We start from the raw sequence: 21164 nt of genomic DNA, 5'->3' as shown, positions 1-21164 counted from the left end.
CGTCGGCGAACGTCAGCTCTTCGTACGGAACTTGTGGATCGCGATCGGCGCCATGACCGCGGTGAGCCCCACCGACCAGGCGACGGTCACCCACAGGTCGTGCGCGACCGGGCCGCCCACCATCAGCCCGCGCGCGGCGTCCGCGAGCGAGGACAGCGGGTTGACGTCGGTGAAGGACTGCAGCCAGCCCGGCATCGACTGGGTCGGCGCGAAGATCGACGAGCCGAACTGCAGGGGCATCAGGACCAGGAAGCCCAGTCCCTGCACGGACTGCGCGCTCTTCAGCACCACACCGAGGGTGAGGAAGACCCACATCAGTGCCGAGCCGAACAGCGCGGCCAGCGCCACGGCCGCGAGCAGCCCGCCCCAGTCGGTGATGTCGAAGCCGACCAGCACGCCGACGACCAGCATGATCGTGGTCGCGACCAGCATCCGCAGCAGCTCCACCCCGATCTTGGCGAAGAGCACCGAGCCCCGCCCGATCGGCAGGGACCGGAAGCGGTCCATGACACCGGTGTTGAAGTCCTCGTTGAACCCGGTCCCGACCGACATGGCCATGCTCATGCCCATCATGGCCATCATCCCGGGCACGACGTACTGCACGTACCGGTCCTGGCCGCCGCCGAGCGCCTGCCCGATCGAGCCGCCGAAGACGTACACGAACAGCAGCGTGAACACGATCGGCATCAGGATCGCGTCGAACATCGACTCCGGGTTCTGCCGGACCCACAGCAGGTTGCGGCGGACGAGCGCGCCGGTGTGCCGCAGATGCGACCGCAGGGGGATGCGGGCGTCATGGGTGTCGACGGTTGTCACGGCGCTCATACGGCGACCTCCTCGCGGGCGTCGGCGGGCACGGCGTCCTGCGGGGAACTGGCGCGGTGGCCGGTGAGCGACAGGAACACCTCGTCCAGGCTGGGCAGTTCGGTGGTGATGGAGGCGAGTGTGACGCCGCGCGCGGTGATGGCGCCGACGATGGCGGTGAGCTGCTCGTCGCTGAGGACCGGGACGAGCAGGGTGCCGGTCTCGACGTCCACCGTGGTGGTGGCGAGCCCCGTGATGCCGAGCTCGTCCAGGTGCTGGGCGAGGGGCCGCAGGTGGAGGGCGTCGGCCGGCCGGACGCGCAGGGTGCGGCCGCCGACCTTGGCCTTGAGCTCCTCGATGCCGCCGCCCGCGATGACCTTGCCCCGGTCGACGACGGTCAGCTCGGAGGCGAGCTGCTCGGCCTCCTCCATGTACTGGGTGGTCAGCAGCACGGTGACACCGCCTCCGACCATGGCCTTGACCTCGTCCCACACCTCGTTGCGGGTGCGCGGGTCGAGCCCGGTGGTCGGCTCGTCGAGGAAGAGCACGGTGGGGCGTCCGATCATGGAGGCCGCGAGGTCCAGCCGCCGCCGCATACCGCCGGAGTACGTCCCCGCCGGCCGCTTGGCCGCCTCGGTCAGCGAGAACCGCTCCAGCAGCTCGTCGGCACGCGCGCGTGCCTCCTTGCGGGGCAGGTCGAGCAGCCGCCCGATGAGGTACAGGTTCTCCCACCCGGGGAGCTTCTCGTCCACCGAGGCGTACTGGCCCGTCAGGCCGATCACCCGGCGCAGGTGCCGGGGCTGGCGCACCACGTCGTACCCGGCGACGGTCGCCTGACCGGCGTCCGGGGCCAGCAGGGTGGACAGGATCCGTACGAGGGTGGTCTTCCCGGCCCCGTTCGGTCCGAGCACGCCCATCACGGTGCCCTCGCGCACATCCAGGTCCACACCGTCCAGGGCCTTGGTCTCGCCGTAGTGCTTGACCAACCCCCGTACGGAGACGGCGGTGCCCACGCCGTCGGGGTTCATGTCGATTCGCGTCATGCCCACGACGGTGTCAGAGGGCACCGACAAACGACCGACAGATCACCGACACGGCCTACGGACCGCCGACAGCGCACACGCCGAGGGGGCGCCCGGTGAACACCGGACGCCCCCTCGCGCACGAGCGGGGCTCAGTGCCGCACGGTCTCGGCCTGCTGCGGACGGTGCCCCGCGACCACACGCTCCCGCCCGGCCGGCGGAGCGGACCGGCGCCGGTCCACCGCGTGAGCGGCGCCGGCGACACCCAGCCCGAGCACGGCCAGGGCGGCCCCGGCCAGGGCGGGGGACGTCACACCGAAGCCGGCGGCGAGGGCGAGGCCGCCGATCCAGGCACCGCCCGCGTTCGCGAGGTTGAAGGCGGCCTGGTTGGCGGAGGAGGCGAGGGACGGGGCGCCGGCCGCCTTCTCCATGACCATCAGCTGCAGCGGGGAGCCGGTGGCGAACGCGGCCGTGCCCAGCAGGGTCACCGCCAGGGCGGCGCCCCAGGCCGTGGTCATCAGCAGCGGGAAGAGGGCCAGCACGACGGCCAGCGCGACCAGACCGCCGAACAGCGTCCCGCGCATCGCGTGGTCCGCCAGGCGGCCGCCCAGCAGGTTGCCCACGGTCGCGCCGACGCCGAACAGCGCCAGCAGCAGGGTCACGTCGGCGCCCGCGTACCCGGCGGAGTCGGTCAACATGGGGGTGATGTAGCTGTACGCGGCGAAGAGCGCGCCGAAGCCGGCGACCGTGGTGCCGAGCGCCAGCCAGACCGGCAGGGAGCGCAGGGCGGCCAGTTCGCCGCGCAGTCCGGCGGCCGGCGCGGCGTGCGCCTCGGCGCGCGGGATCAGCAGCGCCAGCGACGCCATCGCGGCCAGGCCGATCGCGCTCACGCCGAGGAACGTCGCCCGCCAGCCGAGGTGCTGGCCCAGCAGGGTGGCGACCGGCACGCCCGCGACGTTGGCGACGGTCAGGCCCAGGAACATCAGCGACACGGAGCGGGCCTTACGCTCCGGCGCGACCATGCTCGTCGCCACCACCGCGCCGACGCCGAAGAAGGCGCCGTGCGGCAGGCCGCTGAGGAAGCGGGCGGCCAAGAGCCAGTGGTGGTCGGGGGCGAACGCGGAGAGCGCGTTACCGGCGAGGAACAGGCCCATCAGGCCGATCAGGACGGTACGCCGGGGCAGGTGGGCGGTGACCGCGGCCAGCAGCGGGGCGCCGATCACGACGCCGAGCGCGTACGCCGAGACCAGGTGCCCGGCGGTGGGGATCGAGACACCCAGGTCGTTCGCGACCTCGGGCAGGAGGCCCATCATCACGAACTCGGTCGTACCTATGCCGAAGGCGCCGACGGCCAGGGCGAGCAGGGCCAGGGGCATGCGAGAAGCCTGTGCCTTTCAGGGGGTCGAGAGCGGTGTTCCGCGCGGAGAAGTGCTTGGTCGGACTTCTTATGTTCAAGTACGGAACAAAGTCTCTCAGGCGCGGTATTCCGCCAGTCGTCCAAAAGGGTGCGTACAGCCGTCCGGATGCCCCTGACCAGGGCCTTTCAGGAAGCGGATGTGTCGACCCTCACACGGGCGGCCACCGGCAGATGGTCGCTCCCCGTCTCCGGCAGCGTCCACGAGCTCACCGGCTCGATGCCCTTCACCATGATCTGGTCGATCCGTGCCATGGGGAACGACGCCGGCCAGCTGAACCCCATCCCGCTGCCCGAGGCGCCCTGCGTGGAGCGCATCTGGGCGGTGACGGCGTTGAGCGCGCGGTCGTTCATCGTGCCGTTGAGGTCGCCGAGCAGGACGACCTTCCCGATCGGCTCATGGGCGATGGCCTCGCCCAGCGCATTGGCGCTCTTGTCGCGCTGCCGGGCGGTGAACCCGGCCTCCATCTTCACGCGCACCGACGGCAGATGGGCGACGTAGACCGCGACCTGCCCGGCCGGAGTGCGCACCGTGGCCCGCATGGCACGGATCCAGCCCAGCTCGATGTTGACCGGCTGGACACCGGTCAGCGGGTACTTGCTCCACAGCCCCACGGTGCCCTGCACCGAGTGGTACCGGTACGTCGAGGCCAGCGCCTTCTCGTACGTCGGCACCGCCGAGGCGGTCAGCTCCTCCAGGGCCACGACGTCCGCGCCGGACGCCGCCACGTCCCGGGCGGTGCCGGACGGGTCGGCGTTGTCGGCGTTGACGTTGTGGGTGGCCACCGTGAGGTCGCCGCCACCGCCGGTCTTGTCGGTGAGCTGCCCGCCGAAGAGGTTCAGCCACACGATCGCCGGGACCAGCACGGCGATGACAGCCGTCGCCGACCTGCGCAGGAGAGCCACCAGGAGCAGCACCGGGACGAACAGGCCGAGCCAGGGCAGGAACGTCTCTGTCAGGCTGCCGAGGTTGCCGATCCGGTTCGGGATCTGCGCGTGCAGCAGCATCACCAGCGCGAGGACCACCGCGAGGACCGCCACCACGACGCCGCGCCGCCAGATCCGCGGGTCACCGCGCCAGCCGGCGGCGAAACCGTTCAGGCGGTCCTTCAGGCGCCGCAGGCCGGGTGCTTGGCGCTCGGGCCCCGAGCCGCCGTTGTCCGTCCCCGTCACGTACGCCTGCTGCGCCATACCGTCGCCTCACTACCTGCCGTGCACACCGTCGTCCCCCCGCGCCCACAGAAACACTAGGGGATGATCGGCCTCGTTCCTGCCGTACCCATGACGGCCGTACGGGGGCGAGGACGTACAAGTCGCCTTCGGGAGTTCCGATTGCGGCGGGGGAAAGCGCGCTCTGTGACGAAACGCGCACATTCGATCTACGGAGTGGGTGAACTGACGGGCCGTAGGCCTTCGAGCACGGCGTCGACCATCTGCTCCGACAGCCCTTCGGGCAGGTCGGCGTCCGGGCGCATGACGGCACGCACCAGCATCGGCCCGAAGATCATGTCGTTCATCACGTCCACATCGATGTCCGTGCGCAGTTCGCCGTTCTCCTGCCCGCGACGCAGGATCGCGTGCTGGTTGCGGCGCCGCGGCTCCACGACGGCGGCGTGGTAGGCGTCCCAGATCCTCGGGCTGCTCTTCATCTGGGCGATGACGTTGTGCAGCAGCACCGAGGAGCGGGTCATCAGGCCGCGCCTGCGCAACTGCTCCATCAGCACCACGAGATCGTCGCGCATCGAGGTGCCGGGCAGTTCGGGCTCCGGGGGTTCGGCGGCCCGCACGACGTCGACGAAGAGCTCCTCCTTGCCGCTCCAGCGGCGGTAGATGGTGGCCTTGCCGACACCCGCGGTACGGGCGATGCGCTCGATGGACAGCTCCGCGAGCGGCACGCCTTCCTCCAGCAGCTTCAGGACGCCCTCCGTGATGGCCCGCTCCACGGCCTCGCTGCGGGGGCGGCCCCGGGCGGGGCCGTCGTGCCGGGGGTGGCTGTCGGCGAGGCTCACTGGGTGTCGGTCCTTTCCGTGGGCTGTGCCGATTCTCTCTCGCGTACGACGCCGGTGCGCGCGAGGCGCGTCCGCCGTCCCGGGTCCGGGCGCCCTACTCCGCCGCCGCCAACTCCCGCTCCGGCTCGCCCTCCTGAGGTGCCGTCGGCCTGCCCGGCAGGAACAGCGCCACGACCACCGCGCCGAGCACCGCGACGCCCGTTCCCCACAGCGCCGTGACGTGCATGGCGTGCAGGAAGGCGTCGTGGGCCGGGCCGACGAGGGCCTCGCCGCGCGCGCCGAGCCGGTCCGCGGCACCGAGCGTGGCCTCGACGGACTCGCCCGCCGTGTGCCTGAGGTCCTCCGGCAGCACCGTGAGCCGGTCCTCGACGCCGCCCCGGTACGCCGTCGACAGGACCGAGCCCAGCACGGCGATGCCGAGTGCGCCGCCGACCTGGCGGAAGGTGTTGCTGAGCGCGGAGGCGGAGCCCGCCTTCTCGCGGGGCAGGGCCTGCATGATGACGACGCTCAGCGGCGTCATGATGTGCGCCATGGCGGCGCCCATGAGGAAGAACACGACCTCCAGCAGCCAGATCGGGGTGTCCGCCTCGAACGCGGCGAAGGCGGCCAGGGTGGCGGCGATGAGCAGCATGGCGCCGGTGGTCGTGGCCCGGTTGCCGAAGCGGTCGACGACGAGCCGGGCACGCGGGGCGAAGATCATCTGGGCGGCGGCGAGCGGCAGCATCAGCAGACCGGTCTCCAGGGGCGAGTAGCCGCGCACGCTCTGCGTGTAGAAGACCGAGAAGAAGGTCACGCCCATGAGGGCGAAGAACACCAGCGCGATGACGCCCACCGCGGCCGAGAACACCTTGTTCTTGAAGTACGTGACGTCGATGGACGGATGGTCGCTGCGCTTCTCGAAGACGACGAAGCCGACGAGGACCGCGAGTCCGGCGGCGATGGTCGCGAGCACCGTCGCGTCCGTGAAGTCGGCGAGCTGGCCGCCCTTGATGATGCCGTACACCAGCAGCACCAGGCCGACGACGGAGAGCACGACGCCGACGGGGTCGAGGCGGCCGGGGTTCGGATCACGGGAGTCAGGGGCCAGCCACAGCATCAGCACGATCGCGAGCAGCACGATCGGCACGTTGATCAGGAAGACCGAGCCCCACCAGAAGTGGTCGAGGAGGGCACCGCCGGTGATGGGCCCGATGGCGATGGCGAGCCCGACGCCGCCGGCCCAGATGCCGATGGCCTTGGGCTGCTCCTCCCGCTCGAAGACGTTCATGAGGACGGCGAGGGTGGCCGGCATGACGAACGCGGCGCCGAGTCCCATCACCGCGCGGAAGGCGATGAGCTCACCGGGCGAGCCGGAGAAGGCGGCGAGGGCGGAGCCGGCGCCGAACACCGCGAGCCCCGCGAGCAGCACCTTCTTGCGGCCGAGCCGGTCGCCGAGGAGACCGGCGCTGAACAGCAGTCCGGCGAAGACGAGGGTGTAGGAGTTGATCGCCCACTCGATCTCGCCCTGGGTGGTGCCCAGGCCGGTCGGGGCGGGGGTCGAGATGGTCTTGACGGCGACGTTCAGGATCGAGTTGTCGAGGACGACGATCAGCAGGCTGAGCATCAGCACGCCGAGGATCGCCCAGCGGCGCCGGTGCACCGCCTCCGGTATGCGTGGGCCGGTGTCGGGGGCGGGAGGAGTCATGCCGTCGAGGGTAGGGGATTTACGATACGAGGACGTCTCGTATCGTAAAGTTTTGCCGAGACCTTACGCGCGGGGTGAACTCACATCAGGGGGCCTGGCCCTGGCTGGCACGAGGTGCCACCATGGAGGGGAGTCCGGGGACGCCGTCAGGGCGCCTCGAGATGACATGAAGGAGCCGTTGCAATGACGCAGCTTTCGGCTGCCCAGACGCCTCAGGCGAAGCCCTCCGACGGCAGCAAGGCGCTGTACGGGGGGAAGGGCACCCGCCGCATCACCGTCCGCGACATCGCCCTCGCCAAGGAGCGGGGCGAGAAGTGGCCCATGCTCACCGCCTACGACGCGATGACCGCGTCCGTCTTCGACGAGGCCGGCATCCCGGTGATGCTCGTCGGCGACTCGGCGGGCAACTGCCACCTCGGCTACGACACGACCGTCCCCGTCACGCTCGACGAGATGACCATGCTCTCGGCGGCCGTCGTACGCGGCACCTCCCGCGCCCTGATCGTCGGCGACCTGCCGTTCGGCTCGTACCAGGAGGGCCCGGTGCAGGCGCTGCGCTCGGCGACCCGGCTGGTGAAGGAAGCCGGCGTGGGAGCAGTGAAGCTGGAGGGTGGCGAGCGGTCCCACGAGCAGATCCGGCTCCTGGTCGAGTCCGGCATCCCGGTCATGGCCCACATCGGCCTGACCCCGCAGTCCGTCAACGCCATGGGCTACCGCGTCCAGGGCCGCGGCGAGGAGGCCGCGGCCCAGCTGCTGCGGGACGCCAAGGCGGTCCAGGACGCGGGCGCCTTCGCGGTGGTCCTGGAACTGGTGCCCGCCGAGCTGGCGGCCGAGGTGACCCGGGTGCTGCACATCCCGACGGTCGGGATCGGCGCGGGACCGGAGACGGACGCCCAGGTCCTGGTCTGGACGGACATGCTGGGACTGACCGGCGGCCGGGTCCCCAAGTTCGTCAAGCAGTACGCCGACCTGCGTGAGGTCATGGGCAACGCGGCGAAGGCGTTCGCGCAGGACGTGGTCGGTGGAACGTTCCCGCAGGAGGAGCACTCCGTCCACTGAGCCCGGCGAGCCGGCCCCCCGAACCACTGCGGCACCACAGCGCCCCGCCGATCTTCCCCCGTCGGCGGGGCGCCCCTTTCAGCAGTCCGGCCTTCCAGCAGTCCGGCCGACCCGGCCGGCCGTTTCCGGTGGCTACGAACGCGGCTTCGCGCCCCGCTCCTCCAGCATGTCCTTCATCAGCTCGATCTCCGAACGCTGGCCGTTCACCATGTCCTGCGCGAGTCTCTTCTCCACGTCGACGGCGCACTTGTCGACGCAGCCCTCGGCCATGTGGATGCCGCCCTTGTGATGGTCCGTCATCAACTGCAGGAAGAAGACCTCCGCCTGCCTGCCGTCGAGGCCCTGCAGCTTCTTCATCTCCGCGTCGGTCGCCATGCCGGGCATCAGCGAGCCGGGCCCGGCGGAGGGCATGTCCCCCATGCCCATCCAGGTCATCGGCGCGTCGGACGACACCTTGGGCAGCGCCCACAGATCCAGCCAGCCCAGCAGCATGCCGCGCTGGTTGGCCTGCGTCTGCGCGATGTCGTACGCCAGGCGCCGCACCTCCTCGTCGTCGGTGCGGTCGCGCACCACGTACGACATCTCCACGGCCTGCTGATGGTGCACCGCCATGTCGCGCGCGAACCCGGCGTCCGCCGAGTCGGCGCCCGGCGCCGCGCTCGAACCACCGTCCCCGGCGACGGCGTAGGTGATCGCGCCGGCCGCGACCAGCACGGCCGCCGCGGCCCCGGCGATCCACCCGAGGTGCTGCCTCACTCCGACAGACCACCCGTGCACGGCGCGCCCTTCTCGGGCGTCTGCGCGCCCTGGACGTACGTCTCGAAGAACTTGCCCACGTTCGGGTCGTCCGCGCTCTTCACCGTGCGCTGGTGCCCCCACGCGCTGAGCATGATCGGGTCCTTCTGCTTCTCGTCCGGGCTCATCAGCGTGTACGGCGTCCGTTCGACCCTGGCCGCCAGCGCCGCGACATCCGCCTTCGACGCCTTGCTGGTGTACGTCACCCACACCGCGCCGTGCTCCATCGAGTGCACGGCGTTCTCGTTCCTGAGCTCCTCGGTGTAGACGTCGCCGTCGCAGTTCATCCAGGCCCGGTGGTGGTCGCCGCCGACCGGGGGCTCCATCGGGTACGTCACGTCCGTCTCGACGTGGGTGCTCGTGAGCGTGCCCTTCCAGGTCTTCACGCCGTCCTCGCCGGTGACGAACTTCCCGGAGGTCTTCTTCTCGTCCTTGCCGGACTGCGACGCGGACTGCGCCTTGTCGCCGTCGTCGGACTGCGACCGGACGAGGACGACACCGCCGACGACGAGACCGGCGACGACCACCGCACTGGCCGCGACGGTCAGGATGCGGGCGCGGCGCGCACGGGCCTGCTCGGCACGCCGCATCTCCTCTATCCGTGCCTTGCGATCCGCGCTGTTCTTGTTCTTGGCCGAGCCCATGAGTGGTGTCCTTCGGGGGGAAAGGGACGGTCGGGTCCGCTGATCGTAATGGGGAAGGGGTGACCGGTCGTAGGGAGCAGACGCACCATGGATATTTGGAACCCGTGATGCGCATTATCTACGCTGCCGTCATGCGGCTTCTGCGCTCCACGGACCTGGCACTGCGCCTCCTCATGCGGCTCGCGGTGCTGGGGGACGCCACGCCGACGACCCGTGAGGTCGCGGCGGACATGGAGGTGCCGTACACACACGCCGCCAAGGTCGTCGCCGAGTTGCAGCACATGGGCCTGGTGGACGCCCGGCGGGGCCGGGGCGGCGGGCTGACCCTCAGTGCCGCGGGCCGCGGGGCGTCGGTCGGCGCGGTCGTGCGGGCCTTCGAAGGGGACGGCGACGTCGTCGACTGCGAGGGGGAGAACCCCTGTCCGCTGCACTCCGGGTGCCGGCTGCGCGGCGCGCTGCGGCGGGCCCAGGAGGCCTTCTACGCCTCACTGGACCCGCTGACGGTGGCCGACGTGACCGCGGACCCCACCGGGCCGCTGCTGCTCCGGATCGGCCGGATGCCCTGACCGGGGCGGCTCAGCCCTCCTGCGCCAGCCAGAGGTCCGGCCCGAACACCTCGTAGTGGATGTCGGCCGCCGCCACCCCCTTGCCGATCAGCTGTGCCCGCACCGCCCGCATGAAGGGCAGCGGCCCGCACAGGTACGCGCGCGTGCCCGGCGGCACGGCGATGCCGGCGAGGTCCACCAGGCCGGTGCGGTGGGACTCCTCGGCGGCGTCGGTCTCGTACCAGAAGTGGACCGAGGCGTCCGAGAGCTTCTCGGCGTAGGCCTCGTGGTCGGCGCGCAGGGCATGCTCGGCGGGGGAGCGGTCGCCGTGCACGACGAGCACCGGGCCCTGGTGCCCGGCGTCCGCGAGCTGTCCCAGCATGGCGACGATCGGGGTCACGCCGATGCCGGCGGAGGCCAGGAGCAGCGGGGCGTCGGCGCCGAGGTCACCGAGCACGAGATCGCCGTACGGCGCCGACAGGCGCAGCCGGTCGCCGGCCGCCACGCGCGCGTGGAGGTGGTTCGAGACCTCGCCGTCGGGCGCCGAGCCGCCCCGCACCCGCTTCACGCTGATCTGGCGGACGGCGGAGCCCGGCGCGGCGGAGAGGCTGTACTGGCGTATCTGCCGGGCGCCGTCCGCCAGCTCGACCTGGACGGAGACGTACTGGCCGGCGCGGAAGCCGGGCGCCGGGCGGCCGTCGGCCGGACGCAGCCGGAAGGTGGCGACGTCGGCGGTCTCCTCGACGCGGGCGACGACCTCCCAGTCCCGCCATCCGCCCCCCTCGCGCTCCTCGTACAGCCGCTTCTCGATCGCGATAAGCGCGTTCGCCATCAGCCAGTAGACCTCGTCCCACGCGGCCGCCACCTCGGGGGTGACGGCCTCGCCGAGCACGTCGGCGATGGCGGTGAACAGGTGCTCGTGCACGAGCGCGTACTGCTCGGCCGTGACGCCCAGCGAGGCGTGCTTGTGGGCGATGCGGCCGAGCATGGCGTCGGGCCGCTCGTCGGGGTGGTCCAGGAGGTACGTCGCGAACGCGGCGATCGAGCCCGCGAGGGCCTGCCGCTGGGTGCCGGCGGCCTGGTTGCCCCGGTTGAAGAGATCGCGCAGCAGCTCGGGGCGGGTGGCGAACAGCCCCGCGTAGAAGCGCTCGGTGATCTCGGCGAGGGACCCGGCGACGGCGGGGAGGGTGGCGCGGACGACGGCGGTGGACTGCTCGGACAGCATCAGGGCTCCTCGGGCTGGGAAGGGCGGCGCGGTGGCGGTCGCCCGTCCCCATTAAAACTTGCATCCTAGATGCAAATTAAAGCGGGGTGGGTCCTGTGGGGCCGGGCATTACGGATGTCGGCCCGAGCAGGCAAGATGGGCGGCAGAGCAGTTTCACGTGCACCATGGCGGGACACCTGCCGTACGCCGGGCGTTCAGCCCGGGGTCGCTTCGACGATCAAGGTGCGCAACGCGCCTGAAATGGTGTTGTGGTGGGATGCTCAGGTGCCCGACCGCCTCCCGCAGTACCGGATACAGGCGGCCTGACCAGCAAGGATGGGGAAGCGGAAGATGGACAAGCAGCAGGAGTTCGTGCTCCGGACCTTGGAGGAGCGCGACATCCGGTTCGTACGCCTGTGGTTCACGGACGTGCTGGGCTTCCTCAAGTCCGTGGCCGTGGCCCCCGCCGAGCTGGAGCAGGCCTTCGACGAGGGCATCGGCTTCGACGGCTCGGCGATCGAGGGCTTCGCCCGCGTCTACGAGTCCGACATGATCGCCAAGCCGGACCCGTCGACCTTCCAGGTCCTGCCCTGGCGCGCCGAGGCCCCCGGCACGGCCCGGATGTTCTGCGACATCCTCATGCCGGACGGCTCCCCGTCCTTCGCGGACCCGCGCTACGTCCTCAAGCGCGCCCTGGCCCGCACCTCCGACCTGGGCTTCACCTTCTACACCCACCCGGAGATCGAGTTCTTCCTCCTGAAGGACCGCCCGCTGGACGGCTCGCGCCCCACCCCGGCCGACAACTCCGGCTACTTCGACCACACCCCGCAGAACATCGGCATGGACTTCCGCCGCCAGGCGATCACCATGCTGGAGTCGATGGGCATCTCGGTCGAGTTCTCCCACCACGAGGGCGCCCCGGGCCAGCAGGAGATCGACCTGCGGTACGCCGACGCGCTGTCCACGGCGGACAACATCATGACGTTCCGGCTGGTCATGAAGCAGGTGGCGCTGGAGCAGGGGGTCCAGGCGACATTCATGCCGAAGCCCTTCTCCGAGCACCCGGGCTCGGGCATGCACACGCACCTCTCCCTCTTCGAGGGCGACCGCAACGCCTTCTACGAGTCGGGCGCCGAGTACCAGCTCTCCAAGGTCGGCCGTTCCTTCATCGCGGGTCTGCTGCGGCACGCGGCGGAGATCTCCGCGGTCACCAACCAGTGGGTGAACTCCTACAAGCGCATCTGGGGCGGCTCCGAGCGCACCGCGGGCGCCGGCGGCGAAGCCCCGTCGTACATCTGCTGGGGCCACAACAACCGCTCGGCCCTGGTCCGGGTCCCGATGTACAAGCCCGGCAAGACGGGCTCGGCGCGGATCGAGGTCCGCTCGCTGGACTCCGGCGCGAACCCCTACCTGGCGTACGCCCTCCTGCTCGCCGCCGGCCTCAAGGGCATCGAGGAGGGCTACGAGCTGCCTCCGGGCGCCGAGGACGACGTCTGGGCGCTGTCCAACGCCGAGCGCCGCGCGTTGGGCATCGAGCCGCTGCCCCAGAACCTCGGCGAGGCCCTGACCCTCATGGAGGGCAGCGACCTCGTCGCCGAGACCCTGGGGGAGCACGTGTTCGACTTCTTCCTCCGCAACAAGCGGCAGGAGTGGGAGGAGTACCGCTCCGAGGTGACGGCGTTCGAGCTGCGCAAGAACCTGCCGGTGCTCTAGTCCGGAGTGCGGCCCCCACACCTCACGGGGTGGGGGCCGGGCGACCATGTCGAGGAAATGCCCGTTTCTTCTTGACCGGCGCCGCGTCGGTGACAACTCCTCGGTCTCGGCGGCGCGGGTGTCGCCGACGCCAAGATCAAGACAGGAGTCGGGGAACCGGAACCCCGCCGGGCACGCCCCGCCGGGACAGAACTGACCAGCACAGTGCCGCGGTGTCGGAGCACCGCGGCTCATTCGTGCCCGCGGAACGGACCGGCTACTGCTGCCGCGCCGCCTGCTCCGACAGCAGCTGGTGCAGCGGTTCCGTCGCCCGGCGCCGGTACTCCTGGACCGACCACCCGTTGCCGTCGGGGTCCTTGAAGTACATGAAGGTGGCGCCGTCGTCGGGGGCGTACTGGACCGGCTCCGAGACGTCCAGGCCGCGTTCCACCAGCTCCGCGTGCGCCGCCTTGATGTCGGCCACGCACAGCTGAAGGCCCTGGTAGGAGCCGGGCTCGGGGACGGTCGCCCCCTGGGTCATGTCCCAGATGCTGTCGCCGAGGGCGATCGAGCAGCCGGAGCCCGGAGGCGTCAGCTGGACGATCCGCATGCCCGGCATGACCTCCTGGTCGATGTCGACGTGGAAGCCGACCTTGTCCCGGTAGAAGTCGCGGGCCCGGTCGATGTCGCTCACGGGCAGTGGGATCACTTCGAGCGTGAACTCCATTACTGGTCCTCCATGGTGAATCGCCAACGGGTCTGGCTGAACGGTTCACCCTTACCGAAGCCGAAAACGGTGTGCGGCGCCACCGAGAAGACGGCCGCCCGTCCCGCACCGTGCTGGAAATACCCCTCCTGTACCTCGAAGTGCCAGAAGCTGCCGTACTTCGTCTCCCACCCCGCGGCCAGTTCCCGCAGCCGGTCGTCGTCGGTGACGCGCAGCGCCTCGCCCTCGACCACGAGGTCGTAGCCCTGCCGCCAGGTGTTCGTGCCGGTCGTCAGCACGACGCTCGGGTTTTGTGCCAGGTTCCGCGCCTTGCGCTCCTCGGGACCCGTGCAGAAGTGCAGCACGCCCCGGGACCAGACCGCCGGCAGCGGGGTCACATGGGGCCGCCCGTCCGGCCGTACCGTCGAGATCCAGAACAGCTCGGCCTCGGCCAGCATCTTCTCGGCCTCGGCCCAGTCGGTCGCCGTGGCCCTCTCGTCGCTGTAGCGCGCATCCAGCCGGGTCTGCGGTTGCTTCTCGGTCATCGGACGCCCTCCAGACATGTCGTCGCACAGTGCAGACCGCACGGGCCCGCACAACTCATCGGCGCCACTCCCAGGCAATCCGGTTAGGCTCGACCGCGTACGACCTTGATCGGGTGCGTACGACCCTGATCGGACGGGAGGCCGACCATGACGGCGCCGGGGCGCAGGAGCAGTACCTTCACGCGGCTGCTGCGGCACGGATTCACCGACCCGTCGGCGGCCGACCGGCTTCTGGAGAGCCCCGAACTCGCGCCGATCAAGAACGACCCGGTCCTGCTGGAGGCCCTGGGCGCCACCGCCGACCCGGACCTCGCCCTGCACGGCCTCGTCCGCTTGCTCGAAGCACAGCCCGCACCAGCCGCCGAGCGGGAACTGCTGGACACCGTCATAGCGGCCAAACCCCTGCGCGACCGGCTGCTCGGTGTGCTCGGCGCCTCGGCGGCCCTCGCCGACCACCTCTCCCGGCACGCCGGCGACTGGCAGGCGCTGGTCATGTACGAGCCGCGCGACCTGCACCCCGAGGTGGCGGAGTTCGAGCACGGGCTGGCCGAGGCCACCGACCCCGTGTCGCTGCGCGTCGCCTACCGGCGCTGCCTGCTGTCCATCGCGGCCCGTGACGTCTGCGGCACCACCGACGTGGCCCAGACCGCCGCCGAGCTCGCCGACCTCGCCACCGCCACCCTGCGCGCGGCGCTCGCCATCGCCCGCGCCGCCGCGCCGGACGACGCCGCGCTGTGCCGGCTCGCGGTGATCGCGATGGGCAAGTGCGGTGGCCACGAGCTGAACTACGTCTCCGACGTCGACGTCATCTTCGTCGGCGAGGCCGTCGACGGCGCCGACGAGGGCAAGGCGCTCAGGTCGGCCACCAAGCTGGCCTCGCACATGATGCGGATCTGCTCCGAGACGACCGTCGAGGGCTCGATCTGGCCGGTCGACGCCAACCTGCGCCCCGAGGGCCGCAACGGCCCCCTCGTGCGCACCCTCAGCAGCCACCTCGCCTACTACCAGCGCTGGGCCAAGACCTGGGAGTTCCAGGCGCTGCTCAAGGCCCGCCCGGTGGCCGGCGACATCGAGCTGGGCGAGGAGTACATCGCCGCGCTCCAGCCGCTGGTCTGGAAGGCCGCCGAGCGGGAGAACTTCGTCTCCGACGTGCAGAAGATGCGCCGCCGGGTGGTGGAGAACATCCCCGTCGCCGAACTGGACCGACAGCTGAAACTGGGGCCCGGCGGGCTCCGGGACGTCGAGTTCGCCGTGCAGCTGCTCCAGCTGGTGCACGGCCGCCACGACGCCTCCCTGCGCAGCGGCACCACCCTGGACGCCCTCCAGGCCCTCGCCGCCGGCGGCTACGTCGGCCGTGCCGACGCCGCCCAGCTCGACGACGCCTACCGCTTCCTGCGCTCCATGGAGCACCGCATCCAGCTCTACCGGCTTCGGCGCACCCACCTGGTCCCCGAGGACGAGGCCGACCTGCGGCGCATCGGCCGCTCCCTCGGGCTGAGGGCCGACCCGGTGGCCGAGCTGAACCGCGAATGGAAGCGGCACGCCGGCGTCGTACGGCGCCTGCACGAGAAGCTCTTCTACCGCCCACTGCTCGACGCGGTCGCCCAACTCGCCCCGGGGGAAGCCAGGTTGAGCGCCGGAGCGGCCCGTGAGCGGCTGGTCGCGCTCGGGTACGCCGATCCGGCCTCCGCGCTGCGCCACCTGGAGGCACTGGCCTCCGGCGTCACCCGCAAAGCGGCGATCCAACGCACCCTGCTTCCGGTTCTGTTGGGCTGGTTCGCGGACTCCGCCGACCCGGACGCCGGTCTGCTGAACTTCCGCAAGGTCTCCGACGCGCTGGGCAAGACCCCCTGGTATCTGCGGCTGTTGCGCGACGAGGGCGCCGCCGCCGAGAACCTCGCCCGCGTCCTGTCGGCCGGCCGGCTCGCCCCCGACCTGCTGATGCGGGCACCGGAGGCGGTGGCGCTGCTCGGCGACGGCGACGGCGGCACCGGCCTGGAGCCCCGCTCCCGCGGCCACCTGGAACAGGAGATCCTCGCCGCGGTGCGCCGCGCGGACGGCTCCGCACAGGCGGTCACGGCGGCCCGCGGCGTGCGGCGCCGCGAACTGTTCCGTACGGCCGCCGCGGACGTCGTCGACTCCTACGGCACCGAGACGAAGCCCGCCGAGGCCGACCAGGGTGCTCTGGTGGACCGGGTGGGCGCGGCGGTGTCCGACCTGACGGCGGCGACGCTGGCGGGCACGCTGCGGGCCGTGGTCCGCGACGGCTGGGGGGACACCTTGCCCACCCGGTTCGCGATCATCGGCATGGGGCGCTTCGGCGGACATGAGCTGGGCTACGGCAGCGACGCGGACGTCGTCTTCGTGCACGAGCCACGCGACGGCGTGGACGAACACGAGGCCGCCGCGGCCGCCAACCGCGTGGTCTCCGAGATGCGCCGACTGCTGCAGATCCCGAGCTCCGACCCGCCTCTTCTGATCGACGCCGACCTGCGGCCGGAGGGCAAGTCGGGGCCGATGGTGCGCACGCTCAAGTCGTACGCGGCGTACTACCGGCGCTGGTCCCTGGGCTGGGAGTCGCAGGCGCTGCTGCGGGCCGAGCCGGTCGCCGGGGACGAGGATCTGGGGCGCCGGTTCATCGAGCTGATCGATCCGCTGCGCTACCCCGCCGACGGTCTCGGAGAGGACGCCGTACGCGAGATCCGGCGGCTGAAGGCGCGTATGGAGTCCGAGCGGCTGCCGCGCGGGTCCGACCCGAAGCTGCACACCAAACTCGGTCCCGGCGGTCTGTCCGACGTGGAGTGGACGGTTCAGCTCCTTCAGCTCCAGCACGGATACACCGAGCCGGGCCTGCGGACGACCCGTACCCGCAAGGCGCTCGCCGCCGCGTGCGCGGCCGGGCTGATCCCTGAGGAGGAGACGGCGATCCTGGACGAGGCGTGGGTGCTGGCGACGCGGGTGCGCAACGCGGTGATGCTGGTGCGGGGGCGGGCCGGCGACACGTTCCCGTCGGACAGCCGTGAGCTTGCCGCCGTGGGGCGCTACCTGGGCTACGAGCCCGGGCACGTGGGGGACATGCTCGATGCGTACCGGCGTACCACGCGGCGGGCCCGGGGTGTGGTGGAGGAGCTGTTCTACGGGGGGTGAGGGTGACTCGCCGCGGGTGGGGGGTGCGTCTTGCGTCTTCGGTGCCGGCGGCAGCCCGTTGTTCGACGGGGGTGCGTATAGCGCCTACCGTCTGGGGGCGGGGCGGGACCGTGCCGGGGGGTGTCTGTCCTCGGTCGGGCGGCTGTCGGGCGGGAAGTGCTGTTCCTCGGCGCCCGCCGCTGCGGGCGGACACCCCCCGGCACGGCCCCTTCCCGCCGTCGGCGGGTGCGGCACCAGGCGGGGCAGGGCGTGCGGCAGCCTTCCGTACCACAGGCGTGCCACTGTGTAGCCGAACGCCAGGCAGACCAGGCCGCCGACCGCGTCCAGCCAGAAGTGGTTGGCCGTCGCCACGATGACCACCAGGGTGGCCGCGGGGTAGAGCAGGCCCAGGACACGAGCCCAGGGCAGCCTCGCCAGGGCGAAGATCGTCAGGCCGGACCACACGGACCAGCCGATGTGCATCGACGGCATCGCGGCGTACTGGTTCGACATGTTCTTCAGGTCGCCGGACGCCATGGAGCCCCATGTGTCGTGGATCAGCACCGTGTCCACGAAGCCGCCGCCGGTCATCAACCGCGGGGGAGCGAGCGGGTACAGGTAGTAACCGACGAGGGCCACACCCGTGGTGGCGAAGAGGACCAGGCGGGTCGCCGCGTAGCGGCCGGGGTGCCCGCGGTAGAGCCAGACCAGGACGGCCAGGGTGACGATGAAGTGCAGGGTCGCGTAGTAGTAGTTCATGCCGACGATGAGCCAAGTCACCGAGTTCACGGCATGGTTGACCGACTGCTCGACGGCGATGCCCAGATGGCGTTCCAGGGTCCAGAGCCAGTCGGCGTTGCGCAGTGCCTCTGCCTTCTGCTCCGGCACCGCGTTGCGGATCAGTGAGTACGTCCAGTAACTCACCGCGATCAGCAGGATCTCGAAATAGAGGCGGGGGCGTCGCGGGGTGCGCATCCGACACAGCAGGCCCCGCCCCGTCTCGTCCGCGACACGGGGCGGAACGGCCGCTTCCCGGCCTTCCAGTGTCGTCACGGTCGTGTCACCCATGGGCACAGAGTCTGCCAGAAAAGACTTCCCCGACCGATCATCCTCCGGTTGGGTTCAGGATGCACGTTCTACGGACGGTGGACGGCTTCGTCCTCCTCAGGAAGGACTCAGGAAGGACTCAGGAAGGACTCAGCCGTGGTTCCGGTTCCCAGGGGCCGATGCCGTCGAACCGCGCACCACCAGCTCCGGCATGAACACGAACTCACTGTGCGGCGCGGGCGTCCCGCCGATCTCCTCCAGCAGCGTGCGCACCGCCGCCTGTCCCATCGCCGGAACCGGCTTGCGGACCGTCGTCAGGGGCGGGTCGGTGAAGGCGATCAGCGGGGAGTCGTCGAAGCCGACGACCGAGATGTCCTTCGGGACCTCCAGGCCGTGCTGCCGGGCCGCTCGTATCGCGCCCAGCGCCATCATGTCGCTGGCGCAGACCACCGCCGTGCAGCTGCGGTCGATGAGCGCCGTGGCGGCGGCCTGACCGCCCTCCAGCGTGTACAGCGAGTGCTGGATCAGCTCGGTCTCTATGACGTCCGTCGGCAGCTTCAGCTGGTCCTGCATGGTGCGGACGAAGCCCTCGATCTTGCGCTGCACCGGGACGAAGCGCTTGGGGCCGAGGGCCAGGCCGATCCGGGTGTGGCCGAGGGACACCAGGTGGGTGACCGCCAGGTTCATCGCCGCGCGGTCGTCGGGGGAGATGAAGGGGGCCTGGACATGCGGGGAGAAGCCGTCGACCAGGACGAAGGGGACACCCTGGGCGCGCAGGCGCTCGTAGCGCTGTGTGTCGGCGGTGGTGTCCGCGTGCAGGCCGGAGACGTAGATGATGCCCGCCACCCCACGGTCGACGAGCATCTCCGTCAGCTCGTCCTCCGTCGAGCCGCCCGGCGTCTGGGTGGCCAGCACGGGTGTGTATCCCTGGCGGGTCAGCGCCTGGCCGATCACCTGGGCCAGCGCGGGGAATATCGGGTTCTCCAGCTCGGGCGTGATCAGGCCCACCAGGCCCTCGCTGCGCTGCCGCAGCCGCACCGGGCGCTCGTAGCCGAGCACGTCGAGTGCGGCCAGCACGGACTGGCGAGTGGTGGCGGCGACGCCCGGCTTCCCGTTGAGGACGCGGCTGACGGTCGCTTCGCTCACCCCCGCCTGCGCAGCGATGTCGGCAAGCCGTGTGGTCACGGCACCGGACTGTACCGGCCGTATCTCGCCTTGCACACCAATGGGACGCCGTGGGCGACCTGTTGACCGGCTCGTCCCGGGCTGCTGCGTCATCGCGCTCCCTCGTGAAAGTGATAGCAAGAGCTTGCAGAGTCTTGCACAACTGCCCGGTGAACCGCTCCACCGTTGAAAAGAAGCGTCTCACGATGGTCGCCGCGAGGTCACGCACGAGTAACTTCGGAGATCTCTTGCACTTTTTTTCTGCAAGGTCTTTCGTCGATCTTTCAACGCTGTTACGTTCACGTCGCCCGGCGGCCGCAACGGCGCAGTCGGCAGACAGCAGAGGCAGGCAGACGGGGCCGCCCCTGCACCACACGGGCTTTCACCCTCAAGGAGAACTCATGCGGCGTGGCATAGCGGCCACCGCGCTGGTGGCGTCCCTCGCTCTCGCGGCGACGGCCTGCGGCGGCGGGAACGACAGCGGCAGCGACTCGAGCGGGCCGGTCACCATCACCTGGTGGGACACCTCCAACGCCACCAACGAGGCGCCGACGTACCAGGCCCTGGTCAAGGAGTTCGAGGCCGCCAACAAGGACATCAAGGTCAAGTACGTCAACGTCCCGTTCGACCAGGCGCAGAACAAGTTCGACACGGCCGCCGGCTCCAAGGGCGCCCCGGACATCCTGCGCTCCGAGGTCGGGTGGACGCCCGCCTTCGCCAAGAAGGGCTACTTCCTGCCGCTGGACGGCACCGAGGCCCTCGCCGACCAGGCCAAGTTCCAGCCGAACCTGATCGAGCAGGCCAAGTACGAGGACAAGGTGTACGGCGTTCCGTTCACCACGGACACCCTGGCCTTCGTCTACAACAAGGAGCTGTTCAAGAAGGCGGGCGTCGAGGCCCCCAAGACCTGGGACGACCTGAAGAAGGCCGCCGCCAAGATCAAGGCCAAGACCGGCGTCGACGGCTACTGGGGCTCCACCCAGGCGTACTACGCCCAGACGTTCCTCTACGGCGAGGGCACCGACACCGTCGACGCCGAGGGCAAGAAGATCACCGTCGCCGGCGCCGAGGCCAAGAAGGGCTACGGCACCTGGCTGAGCCTGTTCGAGGGCAAGGGCCTGCACAAGGCCGACACCACCGCCGACGCCTACGCCCACATCCAGGAGGCGTTCGTCAACGGCAAGGTCGCCTCGATCATGCAGGGCCCGTGGGAGATCACCAACTTCTACAAGGGCTCCGCGTTCAAGGACAAGAACAACCTCGGCATCGCCACCGTCCCGGCCGGCTCCTCCGGCAAGGCGGGCGCCCCCACCGGCGGTCACAACCTCTCCGTGTACGCCGGCTCCGACGAGGCCCACCAGAAGGCCGCGCTGAAGTTCGTGAACTTCATGACCTCGGCGAAGGCCCAGGAGACCATCGCCCTGAAGAACAACACGCTGCCCACCCGCGACGACGCCTACACCGCCGAGGTCAAGGCCGACCCGGGCATCGCCGGCTACCAGACCGTGCTGGCCGCCGCCCAGCCGCGCCCGGCCCTGCCCGAGTACAGCTCGCTGTGGGGCCCGGTGGACACCGAGCTGCTGAAGATCGCCGGTGGCAAGGTGTCCCTGGACAAGGGTCTGAGCACCGCCGAGACCGAGATCGCCAAGCTGGTCCCGGACTTCGCCAAGTGATCCCGAGTGGCCGCCGGAACTCCCTGCCCGT

Annotated in this window: 18 protein-coding genes; 5 read left to right on the top strand and 13 right to left on the bottom strand. The window is 70.7% G+C overall.

What is annotated here, in order from left to right; genetic code table 11:
- Nucleotides 1-12 precede the first annotated feature (12 nt).
- The 6 genes from ACWCPI_RS04675 to ACWCPI_RS04650 all read right to left on the bottom strand — a co-directional run bounded on the left by ACWCPI_RS04675 (nucleotide 13) and on the right by ACWCPI_RS04650 (nucleotide 6933).
- Nucleotides 13-825: an ABC transporter permease gene (locus ACWCPI_RS04675; protein WP_451036711.1), complete on the bottom strand. Its 813-nt coding sequence runs from the start codon at nucleotides 823-825 to the stop codon at nucleotides 13-15.
- Complete coding sequence (locus tag ACWCPI_RS04670) at nucleotides 822-1847, bottom strand: ATP-binding cassette domain-containing protein (protein ID WP_451036710.1); 1026 nt, start codon at nucleotides 1845-1847, stop codon at nucleotides 822-824. Before ACWCPI_RS04670 ends, ACWCPI_RS04675 begins: the two co-directional genes overlap by 4 nt.
- A gap of 131 nt (nucleotides 1848-1978) precedes the next feature.
- The gene (locus tag ACWCPI_RS04665) at nucleotides 1979-3202 is read right to left on the bottom strand and encodes an MFS transporter (RefSeq protein WP_451036709.1); all 1224 of its coding nucleotides are present in this window, start codon (nucleotides 3200-3202) and stop codon (nucleotides 1979-1981) included.
- A gap of 167 nt (nucleotides 3203-3369) precedes the next feature.
- The gene (locus ACWCPI_RS04660) at nucleotides 3370-4431 is read right to left on the bottom strand and encodes an endonuclease/exonuclease/phosphatase family protein (RefSeq protein ID WP_451036708.1); all 1062 of its coding nucleotides are present in this window, start codon (nucleotides 4429-4431) and stop codon (nucleotides 3370-3372) included.
- 188 nt (nucleotides 4432-4619) lie between these two features.
- Complete coding sequence (locus ACWCPI_RS04655) at nucleotides 4620-5249, bottom strand: TetR/AcrR family transcriptional regulator (protein WP_451036707.1); 630 nt, start codon at nucleotides 5247-5249, stop codon at nucleotides 4620-4622.
- Nucleotides 5250-5343: 94 nt separating this feature from the next.
- Complete coding sequence (locus ACWCPI_RS04650) at nucleotides 5344-6933, bottom strand: MFS transporter (protein ID WP_451036706.1); 1590 nt, start codon at nucleotides 6931-6933, stop codon at nucleotides 5344-5346.
- A gap of 183 nt (nucleotides 6934-7116) precedes the next feature.
- Here ACWCPI_RS04650 and panB point away from each other — a divergent pair, with 183 nt between their 5' ends.
- Nucleotides 7117-7992 carry a 3-methyl-2-oxobutanoate hydroxymethyltransferase gene (gene panB / locus ACWCPI_RS04645; RefSeq protein ID WP_388798231.1) on the top strand — a complete coding sequence of 292 codons (876 nt, stop codon included), beginning with the start codon at nucleotides 7117-7119 and terminating at the stop codon, nucleotides 7990-7992.
- Nucleotides 7993-8124: 132 nt separating this feature from the next.
- Here the strand turns inward: panB and ACWCPI_RS04640 are convergent, their stop codons facing one another.
- Nucleotides 8125-8748: a DUF305 domain-containing protein gene (locus tag ACWCPI_RS04640; RefSeq protein WP_451036705.1), complete on the bottom strand. Its 624-nt coding sequence runs from the start codon at nucleotides 8746-8748 to the stop codon at nucleotides 8125-8127.
- Complete coding sequence (locus ACWCPI_RS04635) at nucleotides 8745-9431, bottom strand: DUF3105 domain-containing protein (RefSeq protein ID WP_451036704.1); 687 nt, start codon at nucleotides 9429-9431, stop codon at nucleotides 8745-8747. Before ACWCPI_RS04635 ends, ACWCPI_RS04640 begins: the two co-directional genes overlap by 4 nt.
- A gap of 131 nt (nucleotides 9432-9562) precedes the next feature.
- Between ACWCPI_RS04635 and ACWCPI_RS04630 the strand changes: the two genes are divergently transcribed.
- Nucleotides 9563-9997 (top strand): RrF2 family transcriptional regulator, encoded by a 435-nt coding sequence (locus ACWCPI_RS04630; protein ID WP_451036703.1) that lies wholly within the window; start codon nucleotides 9563-9565, stop codon nucleotides 9995-9997.
- 10 nt (nucleotides 9998-10007) lie between these two features.
- On the opposite strand, the gene ACWCPI_RS04625 is transcribed toward ACWCPI_RS04630, so the two are convergent.
- The gene (locus ACWCPI_RS04625; RefSeq protein ID WP_451036702.1) at nucleotides 10008-11201 is read right to left on the bottom strand and encodes a globin domain-containing protein; all 1194 of its coding nucleotides are present in this window, start codon (nucleotides 11199-11201) and stop codon (nucleotides 10008-10010) included.
- A gap of 330 nt (nucleotides 11202-11531) precedes the next feature.
- On the opposite strand from ACWCPI_RS04625, the gene glnA reads away from it, so the two are divergent.
- On the top strand, nucleotides 11532-12893 hold the full coding sequence (gene glnA, locus ACWCPI_RS04620; protein WP_451036701.1) for a type I glutamate--ammonia ligase: 1362 nt from the start codon (nucleotides 11532-11534) through the stop codon (nucleotides 12891-12893).
- 256 nt (nucleotides 12894-13149) lie between these two features.
- Here glnA and ACWCPI_RS04615 read toward each other — a convergent pair whose 3' ends face one another.
- On the bottom strand, nucleotides 13150-13599 hold the full coding sequence (locus ACWCPI_RS04615) for a VOC family protein (protein ID WP_451036700.1): 450 nt from the start codon (nucleotides 13597-13599) through the stop codon (nucleotides 13150-13152).
- Nucleotides 13599-14123: a pyridoxamine 5'-phosphate oxidase family protein gene (locus tag ACWCPI_RS04610; protein ID WP_451036699.1), complete on the bottom strand. Its 525-nt coding sequence runs from the start codon at nucleotides 14121-14123 to the stop codon at nucleotides 13599-13601. The genes ACWCPI_RS04615 and ACWCPI_RS04610 overlap by 1 nt, the downstream gene beginning before the upstream one ends.
- A gap of 147 nt (nucleotides 14124-14270) precedes the next feature.
- On the opposite strand from ACWCPI_RS04610, the gene ACWCPI_RS04605 reads away from it, so the two are divergent.
- Nucleotides 14271-17270, top strand: coding sequence for a bifunctional [glutamine synthetase] adenylyltransferase/[glutamine synthetase]-adenylyl-L-tyrosine phosphorylase (locus tag ACWCPI_RS04605; protein WP_451036698.1), 3000 nt, complete (start codon nucleotides 14271-14273; stop codon nucleotides 17268-17270).
- Between the two features lie 84 nt (nucleotides 17271-17354).
- Here the strand turns inward: ACWCPI_RS04605 and ACWCPI_RS04600 are convergent, their stop codons facing one another.
- Entirely contained in the window at nucleotides 17355-18317 is a 963-nt protein-coding gene (locus ACWCPI_RS04600) for a phosphatase PAP2 family protein (RefSeq protein WP_451036697.1), read from the bottom strand.
- Nucleotides 18318-18446: 129 nt separating this feature from the next.
- On the bottom strand, nucleotides 18447-19481 hold the full coding sequence (locus ACWCPI_RS04595) for a LacI family DNA-binding transcriptional regulator (RefSeq protein ID WP_388798144.1): 1035 nt from the start codon (nucleotides 19479-19481) through the stop codon (nucleotides 18447-18449).
- 380 nt (nucleotides 19482-19861) lie between these two features.
- Here ACWCPI_RS04595 and ACWCPI_RS04590 point away from each other — a divergent pair, with 380 nt between their 5' ends.
- Nucleotides 19862-21133, top strand: a complete 1272-nt coding sequence (locus ACWCPI_RS04590; RefSeq protein WP_451036696.1) for an extracellular solute-binding protein — start codon at nucleotides 19862-19864, stop codon at nucleotides 21131-21133.
- Nucleotides 21134-21164: the final 31 nt, after the last annotated feature.

This window comes from Streptomyces sp. NPDC001920 (assembly GCF_053594495.1).
The sequence above is the reverse complement of the archived record's forward strand: the minus strand, read 5'-3'. Positions and strand labels throughout refer to the sequence as shown.